The organism is Bradyrhizobium sp. USDA 4451 (assembly GCF_054822585.1).
In genome coordinates this window covers 768,538-786,688 of sequence record NZ_JBTRCH010000001.1, presented here as the reverse complement: position 1 = coordinate 786,688, position 18,151 = coordinate 768,538, and the positions used below count along the sequence as shown (strand labels likewise).

Below are 18,151 nucleotides of genomic sequence, written 5' to 3'. Positions count from 1 at the left end.
GGATTTCATTCAATGCAGCAGCAGATTGCGGGCGAGCAGCCCATCAAGGTTGAATTCGACAATTTCGAGCACGGCTTTCCGGAAGGTTTCGGCCCGGGCGGCTGGGGGCGTTTGGCCTATGCCATCGGGCTCGCCTTTGCGGTGTTCCAGCTCTACGTCGCGGCCTTCAACTACCTGCCGAGCCAGGTGGTGCGCGGCGTCCATGTCGGCTTCCTGATCCTCCTGACCTTCGGCCTGATCGGCAATTTCACCGCCAAGACCGATTTCGGCCGGGCGGTGAGCTGGATCGTCGGCGCGGCGGGCTTCCTCTGCGGGCTCTACCAGTGGATCTTCTATGCCGATTTGATCGCGCGCGACGGCGATCCGACCCAGATGGACCTCGCGGTCGGCACGCTGCTCGCGATCCTGATCTTCGAGGGCACGCGGCGGCTGATGGGCGCGGCGCTGCCGCTGATGTGCGGCGCCTGTCTGCTCTACTGGTTCTTCGGGCAGTACCTGCCGTCGCCGTTCAACCATCGCGGCTATGACTTCGACCAGATCGTCACGCATCTGTCGTTCGGCACCGAGGGCTTCTACGGCGTGCCGATCTACGTCTCGGCGACCTACATCTTCCTGTTCATCCTGTTCGGTTCGTTCCTCGAGCGGGCCGGCATGATCCAGCTGTTCACCGACGTCTCGCTCGGCCTGTTCGGCCGCACCCGCGGCGGCCCGGCCAAGGTCGCGGTGTTCGCCTCGGGCATGATGGGCACGATCTCGGGCTCCGGCGTCGCCAACGTCGTCACCGTCGGCCAGTTCACGATTCCCCTGATGGTCAAGTTCGGCTACCGCCGTGCGTTCGCCGCCGGCGTCGAGGCCACCGCCTCGATGGGCGGCCAGATCATGCCGCCGGTGATGGGCGCGGTCGCCTTCATCATGGCGGAGACGCTCGGCGTGCCCTATTCCGAGATCGTCAAGGCGGCGGTGATTCCGGCGATCCTGTATTTCGCCTCGGCATTCTGGATGGTGCATCTGGAAGCCGGCAAGCACGGCCTCGTCGGCATGAAGCGTTCGGAGATCCCGAGTGCCTGGAAGGCGCTGGTGGCGCGCTGGTACCTGGTGTTGCCGCTCGCAGCTTTGGTCTACATGCTGTTCGAAGGCTTCACGCCGCTCTATGCCGGCAGTATGGGGCTTGCGCTGACGGTCGCGCTGATCCTCGGCGCCAGCATCACGCTCGGCTTCTCCAACACCGTCGTGCGCTATATCTTCTGGATCGGCCTCGCGCTGGTGGTGGCCGCGGTGTCGCGCCACGGGCTCGAGATCGTGCCGGTCATGAGCGTCGTCGCCGGCCTGATCGCGATCGCGGCGATCACGCGCGGCGGCCGGGCCACGCTCCGGGCCTGCCGTGACTCGCTTGCCGACAGCGCCAAGTCGGCGCTGACCGTCGGCATGGCCTGCGCCATCGTCGGCACCATCATCGGCATGATGACGCAGACCGGCGTCGGCACCATCTTCGGCAGCTGGATCATCGGGCTCGGCGCCAAGAGCCTGTTCCTGGCGCTGATCATGACCATGCTGCTGTCGATCCTGCTCGGCACCGGCATCCCGACGATCCCGACCTACATCATCACCGCGGCGCTGGCCGCGCCTGCGCTCGCCAAGCTCGGCGTCCCCTTGATCGCAAGCCACATGTTTGCGTTCTACTACGGCATCATGGCCGACCTCTCGCCGCCGGTGGCCCTCGCAGCCCTCGCGGCTGCGCCGATCGCCAGGGAGAATCCGGACAAGATCGGCTGGGAGGCGATGCGGATCGCGCTGGCCGGCTACGTCATTCCCTTCATCTTCGTCTATTCGCCGGCGCTGATGTTGCAGGCCAATGATCCGATGGCCGCCCAGCTCGGCTTCTACGGCGCGGTGGCGCTGGCGACCTTCAAGGCGCTGGTGGCGATCGGATTGTTCGGCATCGTCGCGATCGGCTTCCTGTTCACGCGACTGAGCTTGATCGAGATCGTGGCTGCATTCGGCGCCGCGCTCTGCCTGCTCGGCGATTTCCGCTTCTCGGACACCGCGGGCTTCACGCTCGCGGCGGCGGTCGTGCTGTGGCAATGGCGGCAGCGTCCGCGCGATGCAGTGGCGGCGGCTTGAGCCTCTGCCTGGCGTCCGCCGGTGTCGTGAAGACGCTGTCGATTGCGGCCTTCACGCTGGCCTGGACGCATTCGATCGAGAAGACCGCCTGGCAGGAAGACTGGCACGTCACGCGGGCCGGGCTCGTGCTGCAGCAGGCACGCATCAAAGGCACCGGCGCCGGCATGGAGCCGCCGCCGGAGGCGCGCCTCGTCGACGGCTGGTTTCAATGGTCGCCGCGGCCGGTGCCGAGGCCGGCGGTCGTGCTCGGCAATTCCGGCGCCGCCGGCGAATGGCACTTATGCCATGCGGGACGCTGCCAGACGCTATCGGAGATTTTCGGACATCCGATCGGTGCTAATGTCACCACGATGAGTGTGTGTCGCGATCCGTAGCCCGGATGGAGCCAACGGGTCGCGCGAATGAGCGCCCGATGACAAGTCCGCGTAAGCCGGGGACGCTGTTCCCGGATTGCGCTTCGCTCCATCCGGGCTACAAGAACAACAACAAACGGGAGAAAGATCGATGGATCGGCTCAAGGGCAAGGTTGCGATGGTGGTCGGCGCGGGCTCGATCGGGCCCGGCTGGGGCAATGGCAAGGCGACCGCCGTCACCTTCGCGCGCGACGGCGCCGACGTGTTCTGCGTCGATCGCAATGGAGCGGCGGCCGAGGAGACGGTCAAGATCATCACCGAAGAGGGCGGCAAGGCGACGGCCTTCACTGCCGACGTCTCGCGCGCCAGCGAGGTCGAGGCGATGGTCGCGGCCTGTCTGAAGACCTATGGCCGCATCGACGTGCTCGACAACAATGTCGGCATCGCCGAGGTCGGCAGCGTGGTCGAGGTGGCAGAAGCCGAGTGGGATCGCGTGTTCGCGGTCAATCTCAAGAGCGCCTATCTGTCGATGAAGCACGTCATTCCGGTCATGATCAAGCAGGGAGGCGGCTCGATCATCAACATCTCCTCGATCGCCTCGATCCGCCATGTCGGCATTTCCTATGTCAGCTACAATGCCAGCAAGGCGGCGATGAACCAGATGACGCGCTCGACCGCGGTCGAGTTCGCCGCCAGGCATGTCCGCGTCAACGCGATCCTGCCCGGGCTGATGAAGACGCCGATGGTCGCGCATTCGGCGGGGCTGGCGCAGAGCTACGCCAAGGGCGATGTCGAGGCGATGTGGCGCGCCCGCGACGCGCAGGTGCCGATGGGGCACATGGGCGACGCCTGGGATGTCGCCAATGCCGCGCTGTTCCTCGCCTCGGACGAATCGAAATACGTGACCGGCATCGAGCTTGTGGTCGACGGCGGCATCACCTGCAAGTCGGGTGCCTGAGCAGCGAACCTTGCTTCACCTCGCCCCGCGTGCGGGGAGAGGTCGGAATGCATCGCTAGATGCATTCCGGGTGAGGGGGAGTCTCCGCAAATGCAACTATCGCCGGTTGCGCGGAGACAGCCCCTTACCCCAACCCTCTCCCCGTAAAGAACGGGGAGAGGGAGCGCAGTGCTGTCGCGGCGGCAGTTCCTAACCTCATCGCGCTTTACGCCTCGACGCTGAGTTCGGCGCGGTCGAGCTCTTCCTCGACCAGATGGAACGCGTCGTCGCCGATGGTCTCGGTGCCGCGCAGCTTGAGCAGCGCCTGGCGCGCGGCCGCGATGGCGCGGCGGCGCAGCGGATCGGCCGGCAACTCGCGCGAGAATAGGCCGCCGTCAGGATCGCTCTCGGCGCGCATCAGCACGGCGCGGTATTCGAGTCGCAGGATCTCGGCCTCTTCCGACGGATCCCCGTCGATCTCCTCGAGCGCGGCGCGAAACACCACGCCGCGGGCAAGGGCCGCCTCGCGTCCGACCGGATCGTCATCCTCGAAATTTAACGCCAGGATCAGCGGTCGCAGGGTCAGGCCTTGGATCACCAGCGTGCCGAGCACCACGGCAAATGCCGTGAGCAGGATCAGGTCGCGATACGGAAACCATTCGGGCAGCGCAAACGCCGCTGCCAGCGTGACGATGCCGCGCATGCCGCACCACGATACGATGAAGCCGCGCTTCGGGGTCGGCACCGCGTCCACCACATGCGCCGGCAGCCAGTCGCGTGCCTTCAGCGCGCGCAGAAGCGCGCCATAGGGCATCACCCAGACGATGCGGGCGAGGATCACGACGGCGAGGATCGCGGCGGCAAAGCTGCAATATTTCCACCGCACCTCGGCGTCGAGATCGGACCAGATCGGGCGCAGTTGCAGGCCGATCAGCATAAAGGCCAGCACGTTGAGCACGAACACCACGGTTTCCCACACCGCATAGGAGGACACGCGCAGCCGCGCCGAGGTGCGGGCCGGCGCGGTGCGGGCGATGGTGATCGCATAGGCGATGATGGTGAGAATGCCGGACAGCCCGAGATGCTCGGCTGTGATCCACACCATGAAGGTGCCGCCGAACTGCGTGATGATCGCGCTCGGCGCCTCGGTGATGCGGCGGGTGATCATCATCCAGACCCGCGCGAACAAATAGCCGGCGGCGAGGCTGCCGACCAGTGCGACCGCGATCGACGGCACGAACTCGCGGATCTTCATGTGCTCGGCGGCGACCAGGCCGACCGCAACCCGATAGATCAACAGCGAGGTGGCATCGTTGAGCAGGCTCTCGCCCTCGAGGATCTTCTGGATCCGGTACGGCAGGGTGACCTGGCGCAGGATCGCTGTGGCCGCGGCCGCGTCCGGCGGCGCCACGATGGCGCCGAGCGCGATTGCGACCGGCCAGGGCATATCCGGGCGCAGCCAATGCGCGGCCACGGCGACCGCCGCCGTCGTGACGCCGACCGCGACCACCACCAGCGTCGAGACCGGCAGCCAGTTGTTGCGGAGATCGCGCAGCGAGGTGTCGAACGCGGCATCGAGCAGCACGGGCGCCACGAACAGCGCCAGCGCCAATTCCGGTTCCAGCGCCCAGGTCGGCGCCCATGGCAGCAATGTCAACAGCACGCCGCCGATCGCCAGGAAGGTCGGGTAGGGCACCTTGATCCGCCGCGCCAGCGCCGACAGCGCCACCGCTGCGAGCAACAGGCCGATGATCCATTCGAACGTGAGCAAGACGAACCCCCAAAGTGCGGCGCGCGACCTGCAGCCGATCATCGCAATTGACGTATAATCCAGCGTGTGGTTTGGCGGCAATTGCTGCCGGACATCGGAGGCTGGCGGTTCAGGCGCGGGATGTCTTGTCGGTGATGGGAATGCGACGCAACTCTCCAAATCTGGCTATCGCGCTGATCTGCGCATGCCTGTCGGTCGCATCAGGCGTTGCGCACGCGACCGGCAGCGAGCCCGGCAAGGATGTGCAGGTCGATCCTGGCCCGTGCAATGCGGCTGCCGCGACCGATGACGACAAGATCATCGAGGCCTGCGGCGCGCTGATCGACAATGAGAAGGCGACGAAGCCGGATCGCATCAAGGCGCTTGTGGCGCGCGCGGGCGCCTATGACCGCAAGCAGATGATCGATCGCGCCATCGCCGATTACGACACTGTGCTCAAGTTGGATCCGTCGCTTGCCGATGCCCACAATGCGCGCGGCGAGCTGTGGCGTCGCAAGGGCGACCGGCCGAAGGCGATCATGGATTTCGGCGCCGCCGTCAAGCTCAACCCCGATCATGCTGCCGCCAAGGCCAACTACAAATCGCTGTCGCTGGAGCTGGAGCGGATCGGCGCCATGATGGCGGTCGCCGGCAAGCCGAGCTTCGATTGCCGCAAGGCGCGTCGGCCGGTGGAGAAGGCGATTTGTGCCGATCCCGCGCTTGCCGATCTCGATCGCGAGATCGGCGCGTCGACCTTCCGCGCGGTGCGCGAGGCAAAGGACCCGCGCCAGGCGCGCGAGCTGCAGCGCGATCAGGATCAGTTCGTCGCCCGCCGCAATGCCGAATTCGGCAAGCCGGGCTACGACCTGGGGAAGGCGATGCGCGAGCGGCTGCAACGGATCAATGGGGTTGACGGATACTAGATTCTTGCTTTGACGCGTTTTCTTCGCGCGAACTGGTAACCCATTTCGCTCGAAAACTACGGGTCGACCCGGCCGAAGGTCGCGGTCATTTCGGCTTGAATCGGCGCCACTTCCCGTGACAATGGTCGGCAAACGACGCGCGACCGCGCGAGGGAGAAACGCGATGAACGTCCAGCAGAGCCGGTATCATGAGGTGTATGCCCGCTCGCTTCGGGACCCCGACGATTTTTGGGCCGAGGCAGCGCGCGAGATCGACTGGATCGAGCCGGCCAAGAAGATATTCGATCCCTCCATAGGCGCCTATGGACGCTGGTTCACCGGCGCCGTGGTCAACACCTGCTACAACGCGCTGGATCGCCATGTTGCGGGCGGCCGCGCCGACCAGGTTGCGCTGATCCACGATTCCCCGCTCACCAATTCGATCACCAAATTCACCTATTCCGAGCTCTTGAAGGAGGTGCAGACGCTCGCCGCTGTGATGCAGGATTTCGGCGTCACCAGGGGCGATCGCGTCATCCTCTATATGCCGATGGTGCCGGAGGCCGTGGTCGCGATGCTCGCCTGCGCGCGGATCGGTGCTGTGCACAGCGTGGTGTTCGGCGGCTTCGCGGCGAAGGAGCTCGCCACCCGGATCGACGACGCCAGGCCGAAGCTAATCTTCTCGGCGAGCTGCGGCATCGAGCCCGGCCGCATCGTGCAGTACAAGCCGCTGCTCGACGAGGCGATCCGGCTTGCCGGCGCCAAGCCCGAGACCTGCATCATCCTGCAGCGGCCGCAGCAGGCGTGCGAACTCACCGCGTGCCGCGATCATGATTGGGCGAGCTTGCGCCGCGTCGCGCTCGACGCCGGCAAGGCCGCGCCCTGCGTGCCGGTCGCCGCCACCGATCCGCTCTACATCCTCTACACCTCGGGCACGACAGGCATCCCGAAGGGCGTGGTGCGCGACAATGGCGGCCATCTCGTCGCGCTGAAATGGTCGATGGAAAATCTCTACGGCGTCAAGCCCGGCGAGATCTGGTGGTGCGGCTCCGACATCGGCTGGGTGGTCGGCCACTCCTACATCGTCTATGGCCCGCTGATCCATGGCGCCACCACCATCATGTATGAGGGCAAGCCGGTCGGCACGCCGGATGCCAGCGCGTTCTGGCGCGTGATCTCGGAGCACAAGGCGGTCGCGTTCTTCACTGCGCCGACCGCGTTCCGCGCGATCAAGAAGGAAGACCCGGAAGGCAAGCTGCTGAAGAGTTACGACCTCTCGCGCTTCCGCACCCTGTTCCTCGCCGGCGAGCGCGCCGATCCGCCGACGGTGGAATGGGCCGAGCAGCAGCTCAAGGTGCCTGTGATCGATCACTGGTGGCAGACCGAGACCGGCTGGTGCATCGCCGGCAATCCGGTGGGCTTGGGCATGCTGCCGGTCAGGCACGGCTCGCCGACGGTGCCGATGCCGGGCTATCAGGTCGACATCGTCGACGAGGCGGCAAAGCCGGTGCCTGCCGGCACCATGGGCTCGATCGTGATCAAGCTGCCGATGCCGCCGGCCTGCCTGCCGACGCTGTGGCAGCAGGACGATCGCTTCCGCGACGCCTATCTCTCGGAATTCCCCGGCTACTACAAGACCTCGGACGCCGGCTACAAGGATGCGGACGGCTATGTCTGGGTGATGGGCCGCACCGACGACATCATCAACGTCGCCGGTCACCGGCTCTCCACCGGCGGCATGGAGGAGATCCTCGCCTCGCATCCCGATGTCGCCGAATGCGCCGTGCTCGGCGTCAAGGATGCGATCAAGGGCGAGGTGCCCTGCGGCTTCCTGGTGCTGAAGGCCGGCGTGACCAAGGCGCCGGACCAGGTCGAGAAGGAGGTCGTGGCGCTGGTGCGCGAGAAGCTCGGCCCGGTCGCCGCCTTCAAGCTCGCGATCACTGTGGCGCGGCTGCCGAAGACCCGCTCCGGCAAGATCCTGCGCGGCACCATCAAGAAGATCGCCGACGGAGAGCCCTGGACCATGCCGGCGACGATCGAGGACCCGAAGGTGCTCGACGAGATCGGCGAGGCGCTGAAGGAGAAGACGTAATGCGCGTTGGTGGTGTGCTTTGCCGGCTTCCGGATAGACCACCCGTGTGAACCCCTTTCCCTGGCCCTCCCCGCATCCGCCTTCGTCAAGCGGCTTCGGCGGACAAGAGGGGGAGGGTGGGGAGAGGGGTGGCCCCGGGCGAGATGATCGATCAGGGCGCGAACCGCCAATCAGCCGGCGCCCCTCCGAAACGCATTTCGAAGCAAAACGGCCTTGATTTTGATGGATTGCCGGGTCATCCCGGCCGTCGACACCTCATTTGCCACGAGATACGGACCCACGGATGCGATCCATTTCCGCACGCGCGCCCCTTGCATTGCTGCTCGCCTTGCCGCTGCTGGCCGGCTGCCTCGAGCGCGGCCGATCGCCGATCGCGGAGAGCATGGGCGACGACGACCAATACTGCCAGGCCGGCGGCAAGGTCGCGGTCGGCTCGGCCGAATATGTCGCCTGCCGCAGGGATCGCGACGTCCAGCGCCAGAACGCTGAAGTCCGCTCCGACCGAAGGCAGCGCGATCTCGGCGAATATATGATGAACCATCCCGACGTGCATTAGGCGCCGGGCCGAATTCGCTTAAGCTATCGGTGCGCCGCCGTGCGATCATGCGCGGCGCTTTTGGATGAGATCAGGTCCTGTGCTTGTGGACGGCGAGCTCGCGTTGCAACGTGACAGGATCGGGGAGCTCGACGGGCTGCGCGCGATCGCGCTGCTGATCGTCGTCATCTGGCATTATTTCGGCACCCCGGACGGGCCGCAAGGCTGGCCGTGGAGACTGCTTCATGTCGGCCGCTTCGGCGTCGACCTGTTCTTCATCCTGTCCGGCTATCTCATCACGGACATCCTGCTGCGGCACCGCACGGCCGAGCGATACTATTCGGCGTTCTACGGCAGGCGGGCGTTCCGCATCTGGCCGCTCTATTATCTGATGTGCGCCGGCGCGCTGATCGGCTGGTCTTTGTCGTTCAGCCCTGACCTGTTCGACACCAGGGGGGTGCCCGGCTGGCTCTATCTGTTCGGCTTGCAGAATTTCGGTATGGCCAGGGCCCAGACTGACGGCGCCTACTTCCTGGCCGTGACCTGGTCGCTTGCGATCGAGGAGCAGTTCTATCTGCTGTTTCCGCTGCTGATCCGCAACATCCCGCCCGAGCGGCTGTTCGCGATCCTGCTGGTGCCGATCCTGATCTGCCCGATCGGGCGGCTGATCGATAGCGCAATGCCAGACGCCTATGGCTGGTACGTGCTGCCGCAGTTCAGGATCGATTCGCTGGCGATCGGCGCCCTGATCGCCTGGTGGCGCCTCTACCGCAAGCCGGACGCCGAAATCTCCGGCCTTGTTGTCCGCATCCTCAAATGGTCGAGCATGGCGCTGCCGCTGCTGTGGCTGTTCGGATGGAAGCGCTGGTCGGTGGCGTTCTCGCACACCCAGGTCGAGATCTTCTTCGGGGCTCTGCTGTTCGTCGTGCTGGAGCATCGCGGCTCGCCGCAACTCGCGATCCTGCGCAGCTCGGTCGCGAACTTCTTCGCCAGAACGTCCTATGCCGCGTACCTCATCCATCCCGTCGTCGTGTACCTGCTGTTCGCCGTGCTGCATCGGCCGCGAACGATCGAAAGCGTCGCCGGCATCTCGCTGACCTTCGCCGCGCTTGTCCTGACGTTTGGGCTGTGTGCGCTGAGCTACCGCTATTTCGAGCGGCCGCTGCTCGACTTCGCGCACCGGCGCTTCTCGTTCAACTAGCGAAAACAAAACGCGGCGGGTTCGCCCCGCCGCGTTTCGTAGTCCGCTCTTCGAACAGCGCAGTCCGCGCTTATTCTTCGTCGTCGTCGGGCTTCTTGCCGCCGATCGTCTTCAGCTTGGCGAACACGGCGTCGACGTTGAGATCGTCGTGCCGCTCGATTGGCTGATCGTCCAGCTCGTCCTTGCGCGTGGTCTCGGAGGCCGGCAGCAGCGTGGCGCCGCCGTAGACGGTCGTGGTCGGCTTCTCCTTGGCAGCGCGCTGCACCTCGAAATCGAGCTCGATCTGCGAGCACAGGCCGAGCGTCACCGGATCCATCGGGGTCAGCGTCGAGGCGTTCCAGTGGGTGCGGTCGCGCACGCTTGCGATCGTGGTCTTGGTGGTGCCGACCAGCCGCATGATCTGGGCGTCCTTCAACTCGGGGTGGTTGCGCACCAGCCAGAGGATCGCGCTCGGCCGCTCATGGCGGCGCGACACCGGGGTGTAGCGCGGGCCCTTCTTCTTGGCGGCGGTGGGCAGCACTACCTTGCTCTCCTGGAGCTTGAGCCGGTAGTTCTGGTCGCGTTCGCCGCGCTCGATCTCCTCGCGGGTCAGCTGGCCGTTGGAAATCGGGTCCATGCCCTTGATGCCCTGGGCGGCGTCGCCGTCGGCAATGGCGCGGACCTCAAGGGGGTGCATTTTGGTAAAATCGGCCACCTGATCGAAGGTCAGGGCGGTATTGTCGACCAACCACACGGCAGTCGCCTTCGGCATCAGCGGTGCGTTGCTCATGGCAAATCTCCTTTGTGCTTCGCCCACCTCTGTCGAGGCGAAGCTGGTAGTCATCGGCGATGACGGGAATTATAGGGCCTATATAAGCCCTCAGGGGGGAATGGCGCAATGGGCCAGCAAAATCGCCTTGACAGCGCCCGAAAGCAGTCCCAAGTCCTTACTCTAACTGGCCGTTCCCCGTCCGCCCGACGAGGGGTGATTCGGTCCCGAAATTGCCCCCAAAAGACAGCCCCGAGACCAGCTCGATGTCAGCGAAAAAACCCGATCTTAAAATCGTGCTTTGTTCCCCCCGCGGCTTTTGCGCCGGGGTGGTCCGCGCCATCGACACCGTCGAACGGGCGCTCACCATTTATGGCGCCCCGGTCTATGTCCGGCACGAGATCGTCCATAACAAGTATGTGGTGGACAGTCTAAAGACCAAAGGCGCCATTTTCGTCGAGGAACTGTCCGAAATCCCCGACGAAACCAACGCCCCGGTGGTGTTTTCGGCCCATGGCGTTCCGAAATCGGTTCCGGCCGAGGCCAAATCCCGCAATTTCTTCTCGCTGGATGCGACCTGCCCGCTGGTGACCAAGGTCCACCGCGAGGCGGCGATCCATTTCAAGCGCGGCCGCGAGATCCTCTTGATCGGGCATTCCCATCACCCCGAAGTGGTCGGTACGCTGGGCCAGCTGCCCGAAGGCGCCGTGACCCTGATCGAGACCGCCGAGGATGCCAAGACCTTCGTGCCGAAGGACCCCGACAACCTCGCCTTCGTGACCCAGACCACGCTGTCGATCGACGACACCGCGGAGATCGTGGCGCTGCTCAAGGAGCGCTTCCCGAACGTCAACGGCCCGCACAAGGAAGACATCTGCTACGCCACCACCAACCGCCAGCTTGCGGTGAAGAAGGTGGCGCCGGTGGTCGATGCCCTGATCGTGGTCGGCGCGCCGAACTCGTCGAATTCGCAGCGCCTGCGCGAGGTCGCCGAGCGCGAGGGCTGCCCGATTGCGATTCTTGCCCAACGCGCCAGCGACATCGACTGGGATCGCTTCGAAGGCATCACGAGCCTCGGCATCACCGCGGGCGCTTCTGCCCCGGAGGTGATCGTCGAGGAGATCATGGGCGCCTTCGCCGAGCGTTATGAACTGCACGTGGAGACGGTCTCGGCCGCGGAAGAGAACGAGTTCTTCCCGCTGCCGCGTTCGCTGCGGCCCGACGCTGCCGCGGCGGAATAGACCATATGGCGGTCTACACCGACGTTGCCGCCGAAGACCTCGCGGAATTCCTCAAGAGCTACGACATCGGCGAACTGCTCTCCTACAAGGGCATCGCCGAGGGCGTCGAGAATTCGAACTTCCTGCTGCACACCAGCCAGGGCGCCTATATCCTCACGCTCTATGAGAAGCGCGTGGCGGAGGACGACCTGCCGTATTTCCTGTCGCTGATGGCGCATCTCGCCGCGCGCGGCGTGTCGTGCCCGCAGCCGGCGCGCAACCGCAAGGGCGAGGTGACGAGCCGGCTCGCCGGCCGGCCGGCGGCGATCATCAACTTCCTCGAGGGCGTGTGGCCGCGCAAGCCGAACGTGGTGCATTGCTCCGGCGTCGGCGAGGCGCTGGCGAAGATGCATCTCGCCGGTGCCGACTTTCCGCTGGTGCGCACCAACCCGCTGTCGGTGTCCGGCTGGCGGCCGCTGTTCGCGCTCTCAGCTGCGCGGGCCGACGGCGTGCAGGCCGGGCTGCACGACTTCATCGCGCGCGAGCTCGATCATCTCGAGGCTTCGTGGCCGGCGGATCTGCCGGTCGGCGTGATCCATGCCGATCTGTTTCCGGACAACGTGTTCTTCCTCGGCGACAGGCTGTCGGGCCTGATCGACTTCCCGTTCGCCTGCAACGACATCCTGGCCTACGACGTCGCGATCTGCCTCAACGCCTGGTGCTTCGAGCCGGATCATTCCTTCAACGTCACCAAGGCGCGTACGCTGCTCAAGGCCTATGGCCGCGAGCGGCCGTTGTCGGCGGCGGAAGAGGCCGCGCTGCCGCTGCTCGCGCGCGGCGCTGCGATGCGCTTCCTGCTGACCCGGCTGGTCGACTTCCTCAACGTGCCCGAAGGCGCGCTGGTGCAGCCGAAGGATCCGCTGGAATACGTCCGCAAGCTGCGCTTCCAGCAGAATGTCGCGAGCCTGAACGATTACGGCATCACGCCCGCGGGATGCGCGGCGTGAGCGACAAGCCGCATGTGACTGTCTTCACCGATGGTGCCTGCTCCGGAAATCCCGGCCCGGGTGGCTGGGGCGCGATCCTCCGGTTCGGCGATGTCGAGAAGGAGTTGAAGGGCGGCGAGCCGCACACCACCAACAACCGCATGGAGCTGATGGCGGCGATCTCGGCGCTGGAAGCCCTGAAGAAGCCCTGCGTGGTCGACCTCACCACCGACAGCCAGTATGTCCGTCAGGGCATCACCGGCTGGATCCACGGCTGGAAGCGCAACGGCTGGCGCACCGCCGACAAGAAGCCGGTCAAGAATGTCGAGCTGTGGCAGCGCCTCGATGCCGCGCTGAAGCCGCATGAGGTGCGCTGGCACTGGATCAAGGGCCATGCCGGCCACACGGAGAACGAACGCGCCGACGAGCTGGCGCGGGAAGGCGTGGCGATGGCGAGGTTGAAGACGTAAGGCGCAGGACCTCTGCGCAGTCATTCCGGGATGGCGCGCTAGCGCCAGGCCCGGAATCTCGAGATTCCGGGTTCGGTGCTGTCGCACCGCCCCGGAATGACGATGAAAACTACAGCTGGCCGAGCAGCGTGTCGCCGCCGGAGACTTCGACCTTGCCCGGAGCCGGCTCCTTGTTGAGCTTCTTCACCACGCCGTCCTCGACCAGCATCGAGTAGCGGTGGGAACGGATGCCGAGGCCGTTGCCGGAGGCGTCGAGCTCCATGCCGATCGCCTTGGTGAAGTCGGCATTGCCGTCGGCCAGGAAAACCGCCTCGTCGCGCTGGTCGGTGTCGCGCTTCCAGGCGTTCATCACGAAGGCGTCGTTGACCGAGACGATCGCGATGGTGTCGACGCCCTTGTTCTTGATGGCATAGGCGTTGAGGAAGATGCTCGGCAGGTGCATCTTGTGGCAGGTGCCGGTGTAGGCGCCGGGCACCGCGAACAGGGCGACCTTCTTGCCCTTGAAAATGTCGTCGGTGGTTTTGACCTGCGGACCCTCGGCGGTCATCACGCGAAACTTGGTTTCCGGCAGCTTGTCGCCAACATTGATCGTCATCGTCATTCTCCCTCGGTGAAGCGGAACTGTCTTAGACCCGGCGCTCGGACGGCACAATACGAGCTGCTGCGGGAACGGCAATGCCGAACCGCGGTCACCGTTCCGTCATCAGCGCATGATCCGGAAAAGTGCGAAGCGGTTTTCCGAAAAGATCATGCCCAAACAAGAATCTAAAGCGCGATGACGTTCCAGCCCGATCTCATCGCGCTTTAGCCGGAAAACCCGCCGGCATCGAGGAAAGCCCGCTCCTCGGCGGTCGTTTCCCGGCCCAGGACGGCATTCCGGTGCGGGAAGCGTCCGAACCGGCGGATGATGTCGGCGTGGTCCTCGGCGTATTTCAGATTATCGGGATGGCAGTCGTATTGCCGGAACAGCGCCACGCAGCGCTCCTGGTCAGCGAGCTCCTCCGAATGCTCGAACGGCAGATAGAGGAATTCCCGCAGCACCGGGTCGGTCCGCGCATCGACGCCGCGGTCGATGGCGCGGCTTGCCACCTCGCGCGCCAGAGCATCGCTTGAGAAGGTCCTGGCGTCGCCGCGAAACAGGTTGCGCGGAAACTGGTCGAGCACGATGGTCAACGCGAGCGTGCCCTGGTCGCTCGTCTCCCATGACGACAATCCGCCGCCAGCCGCCTTCTGCCAGGTGGCGAGAAAGCGGCTGCGGATGTCGGCGTCGAAGGCGTCGTCGCGGGTGTACCAGCGGTCGCGGCCGGCGTCTCGCCAGAACGCGATGATTTCGGCAGGCGTCGCGATGCCGGCGTCAGTCATGTCCGTCCAACGCTCGCCATACCTGACTCTTGTTTGAGCATGATCCTATCCGGAAAACCGCTTCGCACTCTTCCGGATCATGCTCTAGGCCGCAGCCTTCTTCTCGTCGCGCAATTCGCGGCGCAGGATCTTGCCGACATTGGTCTTCGGCAAATCGGTCCTGAACTCGATCTGCTTCGGCACCTTGTAGGCGGTGAGCTGGGTGGCGCTGAACTTGATGATGTCCTCCGCCGTGACGTTCGGATCCTTCTTGACCACGAACGCCTTCACCGCCTCGCCGGACTTGGCATCGGGCACGCCGATCACGGCGCATTCCAGCACGCCCGGATGGCTCGCGATCACTTCCTCGATCTCGTTCGGATAGACGTTGAAGCCGGAGACCAGGATCATGTCCTTCTTGCGGTCGACGATCTTGGTATAGCCCTTCTCGTCCATCACGCCGATGTCGCCGGTGCGGAAATAGCCGTCCGCGGTCATCACGCGCGCGGTCTCGTCCGGCCTGTTCCAGTAGCCTGACATCACCTGCGGGCCCTTGGCGCAGATCTCGCCGGCCTCGCCGATCGGCAGCTCGTTGCCGTCGTCGTCGCGGATCGAGAGCCAGGTCGACGGGACCGGAAGGCCGATCGTTCCGGAGAATTCCTCGATCGTGGCGGGATTGCACGTCAGGGTCGGCGACGTCTCCGACAGGCCATAGCCTTCCGACAACGCGATGCCCGTGACCTTCAGCCATTTCTCGGCGACCGGCCTCTGCGTCGCCATGCCGCCGCCATTGGCGATCTTCAGCTTGGAGAAGTCGAGCTTGTCGAATCCGGGCGTGTTCAACAGGCCATTGTAGAGGGTGTTGACCGCCGGGAAGAAGCTGACCTGGTACTTCGACAGTTCTTTGACGAAGCCCGCCATGTCGCGCGGATTCGGAATCAGCAGATTGGTGCCGCCGGCCCGCATGCCGAGCAGATAGCAGGCGGTGAGCGCGAAGACGTGATAGAGCGGCAGCGCGCAGACGATGACCATCTGCTCGACGATCGGCGGCTTCGCCAGCGCCGGTTGCAGCCAGGCGTCGTTCTGCAGCACGTTGGCCAGGATGTTGCGGTGGAGCAGGGTCGCGCCCTTGGAAACGCCGGTGGTGCCGCCGGTATATTGCAGGAAGGCGACATCATCGAGCGTCAGCACAGGCTTGTTGAGCCTGGCCGCGCGGCCGGCCGATAGCGCCTCGTTGAAGCCGACGACGCCTGGTATCGACCAGGCCGGCACCATCTTCTTCACCCGGCGCACCACCAGGTTGACGATCACGCCCTTGAAGCCGAGCAGGTCGCCCATGCTGCCGACGATGACGAGCTTGACCGAGGTGTTGGGAAGCACCTTCTGCACCGTGGTGGCGAAGTTCTCCAGCACGATGATCGCCTCGGCGCCGGAATCCTTCAGCTGGTGCTCGAGCTCGCGCGGCGTGTAGAGCGGATTGACGTTGACCACGGCATAGCCGGCGCGCAGCACGGCAGCGGTCGCGACCGGATATTGCAGCACGTTCGGCATCATCAGCGCGACCCGCGCGCCCTTTTGCAGGCCCTTGCTTTGCAGATAGGCGCCGAGCGCCGTCGACATCTCGTCGAGCTCGCGATAGGTGATCGCCTTGTCCATGCAGATGAACGCCTTGCGATCGGCGAACTTCTTGAAGCTCTCTTCCAGCAATTCGACCAGCGACGAATATTGCGTGACGTCGATATCGGCAGGCACGCCGGCCGGATAATGCTTGAGCCAGATGCGCTCCATGTTGGTCTATCCCCTCTCTCAAATTGGCTGATGTCCCGGATTGTTTCCGGGTTTCTCGACCCTCGGCCGTATTATTCTTGGTCGCGGTATTTCAGGCAGTATTGAGCGATGCCGCGGCCGATGGCAAGCCGCTGCGCGCTATCGACGCATTGGGAGATCGGAGGGGGCGACGCCCTGCTAACCCGCCGGCTTGGCGTCGGCTTTCGGCTTGTCGGCAGCTTTCGGCTTCGCAGCAGGCTTTGCCGCCGCCGGCTTGCCGGCAGGCTTTGCGGCGGCAGGCTTGTCCACGGCCGGCTTCGCAGCTGCGGCATCGGGCTTGGTATCGGACTTGGCGTTGGCGTGGCGCACGGGCTTGGCCGCCGGCTTGCTGTCCGATTTGGCCGCGCTCTTGGCGTCGCCCTTCGCGTCATCGGCCGCATCGGGCTTCTTGCCCGCGACGCGACTGTGCTTGCCCTTGCCGCGCTTGACCGCCGGCTGCAGCTTCTCGGTGTCGGCCTCGACCGCGGCGATCAGCGCAGCGCCGGTCTTGGTCGGCCCGGTATAGACCACGACCGGCTCGGAGGCCGCCGCCGGCTGTGCCAGCAGGTCGGCCGGTTTGGTCGGCATCGCGGCTTGCAGGCCCGACGCGAAGAAGCTCACGCCGCCGTCGCCATTGGTGCTCGCGCCTCCGGCGCTGGCGATGGTGTCTTCGCCGTCCTCGTCGCTGGCTGGCCGCTTGTGTTTGGGGCCGCACATCTCCTCGCGCAGGTTCGGCGGCGTGGAATCGATCGGCACCAGATTGTCGACGGTGCCGAGCGAGGGCCGCAGCCACGCCAGCCCGTTATTGGCAAAGCCGCGATCCAAAAGCTGCGCGGCGCGGATCGCGCGCATGCGGCCGGAGGAGGCGCCGAGCACCACGGCGATCAGCCGCTTGCCGTCGCGCGTCGCCGAGGCCACCAGATTGTAGCCGGAGGCGCAGATGAAGCCGGTCTTGAAGCCGTCGGCGCCGGGATAGCGGCCGATCAGCTTGTTGAAGTTCTGGGTGATGCGGCGGCCGAACCGGATCGAGGGGATGTGGACGAAATACTCGTATTCCGGCAGGTCGCGGATGATGGCGCGGGCGAGGATCGCCATGTCGCGCGCCGAGGTGATCTGGCCGTCGGCCGGCAGGCCGTTCGGGTTGACGTAGCTGGTCTGCGTCATGCCGAGCTTGTGCGCGGCATCGTTCATCATCCCGGCAAAGCCGTCGATCGAACCGCCGATGCCTTCGGCCAGCACCACGGCCATGTCGTTCGCCGACTTCACCAGCATCATCTTCAGCGCGTTGTCGACGGTGACCTGGGTTCCGGGCCGCAGGCCCATCTTCGAGGGCGACTGCGAGGCGGCGTTCGGCGACACCGTGAGCAGCGTGTCGAGCGAGACGCGGCCGTCCTTGACCGCCTTCAGCGTCACATAGGCGGTCATCAACTTGCTGAGCGAAGCCGGATACCACGGCATCGTCGCGTTGTCGGCCTGCAGCACCTTTCCAGTATCGGCCTCGACGACCAGCAGCGCTTCGGCTTGTGCGATCTGCGGCGTTGCGATGGCGAACATCGCGACGGCCAGAATCCATTTCAACGATGGGCGCAGCGGGCGAGGAAAATGCACGAATCCGGTTCCGGTCCTTTGAGACCCGCCTTCAAAAAAGGAGGTCTTGCGATTGCGACGTACGGGTTTCAAGCGTGTCCG

General features: G+C 65.2%; 16 protein-coding genes. 10 read left to right on the top strand and 6 right to left on the bottom strand.

The annotated features are described in order from the left end of the window. Nucleotides 1-12: 12 nt before the first annotated feature. From ACVMB0_RS03565 to ACVMB0_RS03555, 3 genes are all read left to right on the top strand, one after another. Nucleotides 13-2,121, top strand: a complete 2,109-nt coding sequence (locus tag ACVMB0_RS03565; protein WP_456797165.1) for a TRAP transporter permease — start codon at nt 13-15, stop codon at nt 2,119-2,121. Next, entirely contained in the window at nt 2,082-2,495 is a 414-nt protein-coding gene (locus ACVMB0_RS03560; RefSeq protein ID WP_456797166.1) for a DUF1850 domain-containing protein, read from the top strand. The genes ACVMB0_RS03565 and ACVMB0_RS03560 overlap by 40 nt, the downstream gene beginning before the upstream one ends. A 130-nt stretch (nt 2,496-2,625) precedes the next feature. Next, complete coding sequence (locus ACVMB0_RS03555) at nt 2,626-3,432, top strand: SDR family NAD(P)-dependent oxidoreductase (RefSeq protein ID WP_456797167.1); 807 nt, start codon at nt 2,626-2,628, stop codon at nt 3,430-3,432. 205 nt (nt 3,433-3,637) lie between these two features. Here the strand turns inward: ACVMB0_RS03555 and ACVMB0_RS03550 are convergent, their stop codons facing one another. After that, nucleotides 3,638-5,182 (bottom strand): cation:proton antiporter, encoded by a 1,545-nt coding sequence (locus tag ACVMB0_RS03550; RefSeq protein ID WP_456797168.1) that lies wholly within the window; start codon nt 5,180-5,182, stop codon nt 3,638-3,640. A gap of 140 nt (nt 5,183-5,322) precedes the next feature. Between ACVMB0_RS03550 and ACVMB0_RS03545 the strand changes: the two genes are divergently transcribed. From ACVMB0_RS03545 to ACVMB0_RS03530, 4 genes are all read left to right on the top strand, one after another. Further along, nucleotides 5,323-6,084, top strand: a complete 762-nt coding sequence (locus ACVMB0_RS03545; protein ID WP_456752142.1) for a hypothetical protein — start codon at nt 5,323-5,325, stop codon at nt 6,082-6,084. Between the two features lie 163 nt (nt 6,085-6,247). Then, nucleotides 6,248-8,155: a propionyl-CoA synthetase gene (locus ACVMB0_RS03540; protein WP_461345332.1), complete on the top strand. Its 1,908-nt coding sequence runs from the start codon at nt 6,248-6,250 to the stop codon at nt 8,153-8,155. 283 nt (nt 8,156-8,438) lie between these two features. After that, nucleotides 8,439-8,711 (top strand): hypothetical protein, encoded by a 273-nt coding sequence (locus tag ACVMB0_RS03535; protein ID WP_456752144.1) that lies wholly within the window; start codon nt 8,439-8,441, stop codon nt 8,709-8,711. Between the two features lie 103 nt (nt 8,712-8,814). Beyond that, the gene (locus tag ACVMB0_RS03530) at nt 8,815-9,891 is read left to right on the top strand and encodes an acyltransferase family protein (protein ID WP_461345331.1); all 1,077 of its coding nucleotides are present in this window, start codon (nt 8,815-8,817) and stop codon (nt 9,889-9,891) included. 70 nt (nt 9,892-9,961) lie between these two features. Here ACVMB0_RS03530 and ACVMB0_RS03525 read toward each other — a convergent pair whose 3' ends face one another. Further along, nucleotides 9,962-10,660, bottom strand: coding sequence for a DUF1013 domain-containing protein (locus ACVMB0_RS03525; protein ID WP_456752146.1), 699 nt, complete (start codon nt 10,658-10,660; stop codon nt 9,962-9,964). Between the two features lie 245 nt (nt 10,661-10,905). Between ACVMB0_RS03525 and ispH the strand changes: the two genes are divergently transcribed. From ispH to rnhA, 3 genes are read left to right on the top strand one after another with little or no spacing between them, the layout of a single operon-like run. After that, a complete protein-coding gene (gene ispH / locus ACVMB0_RS03520; RefSeq protein WP_456752147.1) occupies nt 10,906-11,880 on the top strand; it encodes a 4-hydroxy-3-methylbut-2-enyl diphosphate reductase in 975 nt (324 codons plus the stop codon). Nucleotides 11,881-11,885: 5 nt separating this feature from the next. Continuing rightward, nucleotides 11,886-12,866: a homoserine kinase gene (locus ACVMB0_RS03515; protein WP_456752148.1), complete on the top strand. Its 981-nt coding sequence runs from the start codon at nt 11,886-11,888 to the stop codon at nt 12,864-12,866. Further along, nucleotides 12,854-13,315, top strand: a complete 462-nt coding sequence (rnhA, locus tag ACVMB0_RS03510; protein ID WP_456752149.1) for a ribonuclease HI — start codon at nt 12,854-12,856, stop codon at nt 13,313-13,315. The genes ACVMB0_RS03515 and rnhA overlap by 13 nt, the downstream gene beginning before the upstream one ends. 109 nt (nt 13,316-13,424) lie before the next feature. On the opposite strand, the gene ACVMB0_RS03505 is transcribed toward rnhA, so the two are convergent. The 4 genes from ACVMB0_RS03505 to ACVMB0_RS03490 form a co-directional block, all read right to left on the bottom strand. Next, complete coding sequence (locus ACVMB0_RS03505; protein ID WP_456752150.1) at nt 13,425-13,910, bottom strand: peroxiredoxin; 486 nt, start codon at nt 13,908-13,910, stop codon at nt 13,425-13,427. Between the two features lie 209 nt (nt 13,911-14,119). Then, entirely contained in the window at nt 14,120-14,677 is a 558-nt protein-coding gene (locus ACVMB0_RS03500; RefSeq protein WP_456752151.1) for a DUF924 family protein, read from the bottom strand. An 84-nt stretch (nt 14,678-14,761) separates the two neighbouring features. Continuing rightward, nucleotides 14,762-16,444: a long-chain-fatty-acid--CoA ligase gene (locus tag ACVMB0_RS03495; RefSeq protein WP_461345330.1), complete on the bottom strand. Its 1,683-nt coding sequence runs from the start codon at nt 16,442-16,444 to the stop codon at nt 14,762-14,764. Between the two features lie 177 nt (nt 16,445-16,621). Beyond that, nucleotides 16,622-18,070 carry a D-alanyl-D-alanine carboxypeptidase family protein gene (locus tag ACVMB0_RS03490; RefSeq protein WP_461345329.1) on the bottom strand — a complete coding sequence of 483 codons (1,449 nt, stop codon included), beginning with the start codon at nt 18,068-18,070 and terminating at the stop codon, nt 16,622-16,624. Nucleotides 18,071-18,151 lie beyond the last annotated feature (81 nt).